Origin of the sequence: Moraxella sp. (assembly GCF_024227015.1) — a bacterium.
GTDB lineage: Bacteria > Pseudomonadota > Gammaproteobacteria > Pseudomonadales > Moraxellaceae > Moraxella.
In genome coordinates, this window is the sequence record NZ_JAAELD010000348.1 from 1 (window position 1) to 4,636 (window position 4,636).

Here is a 4,636-nt window from a genome sequence, read left to right on the forward strand (position 1 = left end):
GTGGTTAAGGATTTGGTGGATGTGACAGCTCATGGCGAGATTGAGATCGATGCCAAATGCCGTACTAATAAGCCAGGTGTGTTCGCATGTGGTGACGTGACAACTGTGCCATTTAAGCAAATCAACATCGCCATGGGCGAAGGCTCAAAAGCAGGCTTGGCAGCGTTTGAATATCTGATGATGAATTCTTAATTTATTGCGATGTTCAATATCCAAAAAACACACTTTATGATAAAGTGTGTTTTTTATTGTGCGTGTTGTGGGGGTGGTTATGTGGTATTTTTTTATGGCATTTGGGATTGGCATGGGCATCGCTGTGCAAGCGGCGATTAACTCACGCCTTGCCATTGGTCTGGGCAGTCAGCCATTGGCGGCGGCGTTTTTCTCTTTTGCCATTGGCACGCTGTGCTTGGGGCTGGTTATGCTGTGGCAGGGCGACTGGCAAAGTGTCTCAGACAACATCGCTGATCAGCCTTGGTGGCGTTGGGTTGGTGGGGCGATCGGTGCGGTGTTTGTGTTTATCACGGCGTTTTTGGCGCCGAAGATTGGACTTGTGAACATGGCGTTCTTAATCATCTTGGGGCAGCTGATTGCAGGCATGGTGATTGATCACTTTGGGTTGATTGAGATGCCTGTTCGTTCGTTAGGTGTGCATAAATACATTGGTCTTGGCGTAATGCTGATTGGACTGACCTTTTTTATGTTTGGCGATAAAGTTTTTAAATAAAAAACACGGCGTATTGCCGTGTTTTGTGTTTAGATAGACTGCACATATTCATCAAGCAGCTCGAACAGTCGATGAATCTCATCCGCTGTTGAGTAATGTAAAAACCCTACACGCAAGAATCCCGTCTCAACCAGATCTAAATGACGCACCACATCCAGCGCATAAAAATTACCCGATGGCAAGGCAACGTTGCGCTCGCCAAACCACTTAGCGATGTTGGCCGGGTTTAGGACTTTACCATCCTTGACAAGGTTAAAGGCGAACGTAGGTGTGCGTCCCTCGGTGGTATTCTTGCCGTATAAGATAAAATAAGGCCGCTCGTTGGCGTGTTCTAAGAATAACTTGGATAGCCCTTGTTCGTATTCTTGTATGATGGTGTATGCTTGCTGTAGTCGTTCATCCAGTGTGCCATCTGTACCACCTAGATTCGCCCAATACTCGATCAATGCAATCATGCCTGCCTGCGCTTCGAATGACTGAGTGCCTTGTTCAAAGGCAAAAGGACGAATCTCGGTGGCGGGCTCCACTTTATAAGCGGGTAAATCCAGCACGCGATGAGAGGCGTAAGCCATGCCAAGGTGAGCACCGCCAAGTTTATAGCTGGAGGCGAATAGTAGATCGCAGCCCATCTGAGCGGCATTGACTTTCTCGTGTACGATGGCGTGCACTGCATCAACGACCATGAATGCGCCGATAGCCTTGGCACGCTCGATGATCGGGCTGATGTGAGTTCTTGTTCCTAGAACATTCGACGCCAATGACACCGCCACCAGACGGGTGTTCTCATCGATGAGCACCTCTAATGACCGTAAGTCAAGTGCGCTACCATCGGCAGTTAAAGGAATGCGGCGGATCTCTACGCCTTTATCGATGCCGGCGGTTTGCCATGATGAGACGTTCGAGAAATGGTCAATCGAGCTTAGGACGATGTTGTCGCCTGCCTGCCAATCGCGTGATAGAACTCGTGAGAACTGAAACATCAAGCTGGTAGAGTTTAACCCAAAAACCACCTGTTCGTCAGGACAGCCAAGCCAAGCGCCTGCCATCTTGCGCGCAGTAGCATTAACGGCGCTGGTACGTCTGCCAGCATCTGCATGTCCGCCCATGTTGCTGTTATAGCAGCCCAGATAATCGCCAATCGCTTGGATGACTGTCTTGGGCACTTGACTGCCACCAGGCCCATCAAAGAAAATCGGGGTCTGTCCCTGCTCATCCTTGCAAGAAAATGCCAAAAATTGCTCACGAATCTTGGTAATGTTGTACATGATTTTTCCTAAATGTAATAACGGAAAATAACGCCAATTGATGAATTGGCGTTAAAAATATGCGTAAAATAGCTTAATGCAGATTGGCTGTCAATACGAACAGATCCCAAAAACCCGATTCGCCTGTGGTGCCAAGCTCGCTGGCATAGTGCCAAAGCTCGCTGTCATCCATCACGCAGTATACACCCGTCTCGCTTGGTAGTCTGACTAGCATGCTGTCTGGGTCGTTCGTCTGATAAGCGCACAGATCGCCGCCTGCTACATCTTGACGACTGACGGTAAACATGCTAATGCGATCAAAGCCATCTTGGTGTAGACCTTCTGGTGTGGTGATGGTGGGCTTGGCAGGGTCTTTAGAGACGATGCGCATCTGATGGACTTCGATGGTGGCATCGTTAGGCAGTCCGCCTTGCTTGGCGAAGGTATCTACGATAGTTAAGAAACCCTCGGTCTGTAGCAGCTCATCACTCACGTCGTCATATTGGCGAACCACGTCGCCTTGGAATTTATTTAATTCGCTACTTTGGACGAATTGGCTGCCACGAATCAGCTCGATGTCCTGGCTGTCTTGGTTGTAGGTGAATTTAGAATAACGGCGCAAGCGATAACTGCCGTCCTTATATAGACTTGGTGTTAAGCTGTCAAAATCAGTACGAAGTGGGGCGATGATGTCGGTAGGTAGATTGCCTGTGTGAAGAAGTGCGCTCATGATATGTCCTTATATTGGCGTTAGGAGTCTGCATAATATAACAAAAAGTTATTTTGGTGACAAATAAATTTTATTTATAAAAATCTAATGATAAAAAACCATATTATCATGATGGCTGATCGGACAATAAAAAAGCCAAACGCTTGATCGTTTGGCTTTTTCAGTTTGATAAACACTACATGTTTGGATAGTTAGGACCGCCGCCACCTTCTGGCGTCACCCAAGTAATGTTCTGCGATGGGTCTTTGATGTCGCAGGTCTTACAGTGAACGCAGTTTTGACTATTAATGACAAAACGTGCGCCATGTGGTGCGTTCTCATCTGCCACCACTTCGTACACACCAGCAGGGCAGTATAGGCGCGCAGGCTCGGCGTACAGTGGTAGGTTCTTGGTGATTGGCACGGTTGGATCAGTCAGCTTCAGGTGGCATGGCTGATCTTCGGCGTGGTTGGTGTTTGAGATGAACACGCTTGATAGCTTATCAAAGGTCAGCTTGCCGTCTGGTCTTGGGTAGTCAGGCTTGTAGGCGTGATCTGCCTTATCAAGCTGTGCATAATCATAAGCGTTGTCATGTACGGTAAATGGAATCTTACCGCCCAGTAGATTCTGCTCAACAAAGGTAAACGCACCGCCCATCCACTGACCCATGCGGTGCATGGCAGGCGAGAAGTTGCGTGCGCTGTGCGCGTCTTCAAATAGCCATGAATTCTCAAAAGCAGTCTGATATTCGGTCACTTCATCATGCTGACGACCTGCCTGTAGCGCCTTAAAGATGCTCTCAGCGGCCAGCATGCCTGACTTCATCGCAGTGTGCGAGCCTTTGATTTTGGCAGGGTTTAGGAAGCCTGCATCATCACCCACCAACACGCCACCAGCGAAGCTAAGCTTAGGCAGGCTGTTTAGACCGCCCTTAGTCAGGGCACGCGCGCCATAAGACAGACGTTTACCGCCTTCTAGGATCGGGCGAATCAGCGGGTGGAGTTTTAGACGTTGTAATTCGTCAAATGGCGAAACGTGTGGGTTGTGATAAGACAGGTCTACCACCAGACCGAAGCTTACTTGATTGTCTTCGGCGAAGTATAAGAACCAGCCGCCTGTCGTACCAGTTTCACTCAATGGCCAGCCAGAGCCGTGCAGAATCACGCCTTCTTCGTGCTTGTCTGCGTCGATTTCCCAAAGTTCTTTTAGGCCGATGCCGTAGTGCTGCGGATCTCTATCTTTGTCAAGATGGAAGCGGCTGATCAGGCGTTTGCCCAGATGTCCACGACAACCTTCGGCAAAGACGGTGTATTTGGCAAGCAGCTCATAGCCCGCCTCAAAAGATGGCTTGGCCTCGCCGCGCGCATTGACACCCATGTCGCCTGTTAAGATACCGCGTACCGAACCGTCCTCGTTATATAGGATTTCGCTTGCGGTAAAGCTTGGAAACAGCATGATTTCCATCGCTTCGGCCTGCTGTGCCAGCCAGCGTACGACGTTGCCCAGCGAGACGATGTAATTGCCTTCGTTGTGCATGCTGCTAGGGACGATGCCATTTGGCAGGCGTTTTGTGCTGTTCTTGCCAAGCATGTACACGCGGTCTTCTTTGGCTTTGACGGTGACGGGCGCGCCCATCTCTTGCCAGTTGGGGAATAATTCATCAAGAGCGCGCGTCTCAAGAATTGCACCTGAGAGAGTGTGTGCGCCAAATTCTGAACCCTTTTCGATGACGCACACCATGAACTCATCCAAACCTTGCTCATTGGCGAGCTGTTTTAGACGGATGGCGGTGGCAAGTCCTGCAGGACCACCGCCCACGACGACGACATCAAACTCCATGGATTCGCGCTGAATTTCATTGTGCATATACATTCCTTAAATCGCTTGTGGGCAGGGGCTGCCGACTGGCTTTTATTGATTAAAAATAACAAAATACGGGAAATTTCATTATTTTA

General features: G+C 49.2%; 5 protein-coding genes. 2 read left to right on the forward strand and 3 right to left on the reverse strand.

Translation table 11 applies throughout. The annotated features are described in order from the left end of the window. Both GY683_RS07750 and GY683_RS07755 read left to right on the forward strand, forming a co-directional pair. On the forward strand, window positions 1–192 hold a 192-nt coding region (locus GY683_RS07750), incomplete at its 5' end, for an FAD-dependent oxidoreductase (RefSeq protein WP_297288185.1). 79 nt (window positions 193–271) lie between these two features. Continuing rightward, on the forward strand, window positions 272–727 hold the full coding sequence (locus GY683_RS07755; RefSeq protein ID WP_297288186.1) for a DMT family transporter: 456 nt from the start codon (window positions 272–274) through the stop codon (window positions 725–727). A gap of 29 nt (window positions 728–756) precedes the next feature. Here GY683_RS07755 and GY683_RS07760 read toward each other — a convergent pair whose 3' ends face one another. From GY683_RS07760 to GY683_RS07770, 3 genes are all read right to left on the reverse strand, one after another. Continuing rightward, a complete protein-coding gene (locus GY683_RS07760) occupies window positions 757–1,992 on the reverse strand; it encodes an aminotransferase class V-fold PLP-dependent enzyme (RefSeq protein ID WP_297288187.1) in 1,236 nt (411 codons plus the stop codon). 73 nt (window positions 1,993–2,065) lie between these two features. Further along, a complete protein-coding gene (locus tag GY683_RS07765) occupies window positions 2,066–2,701 on the reverse strand; it encodes a 2OG-Fe dioxygenase family protein (protein ID WP_297288188.1) in 636 nt (211 codons plus the stop codon). Between the two features lie 175 nt (window positions 2,702–2,876). Then, the gene (locus GY683_RS07770; protein WP_297288189.1) at window positions 2,877–4,547 is read right to left on the reverse strand and encodes an electron transfer flavoprotein-ubiquinone oxidoreductase; all 1,671 of its coding nucleotides are present in this window, start codon (window positions 4,545–4,547) and stop codon (window positions 2,877–2,879) included. Window positions 4,548–4,636: the final 89 nt, after the last annotated feature.

Coding starts and splice junctions, on each gene's coding strand:
- GY683_RS07755 (WP_297288186.1), top strand. CDS start 272: ATGTGGTATTTTTTTATGGCATTTGGGATTGGCATGGGCATCGCTGTG.
- GY683_RS07760 (WP_297288187.1), bottom strand. CDS start 1,992: ATGTACAACATTACCAAGATTCGTGAGCAATTTTTGGCATTTTCTTGC.
- GY683_RS07765 (WP_297288188.1), bottom strand. CDS start 2,701: ATGAGCGCACTTCTTCACACAGGCAATCTACCTACCGACATCATCGCC.
- GY683_RS07770 (WP_297288189.1), bottom strand. CDS start 4,547: ATGCACAATGAAATTCAGCGCGAATCCATGGAGTTTGATGTCGTCGTC.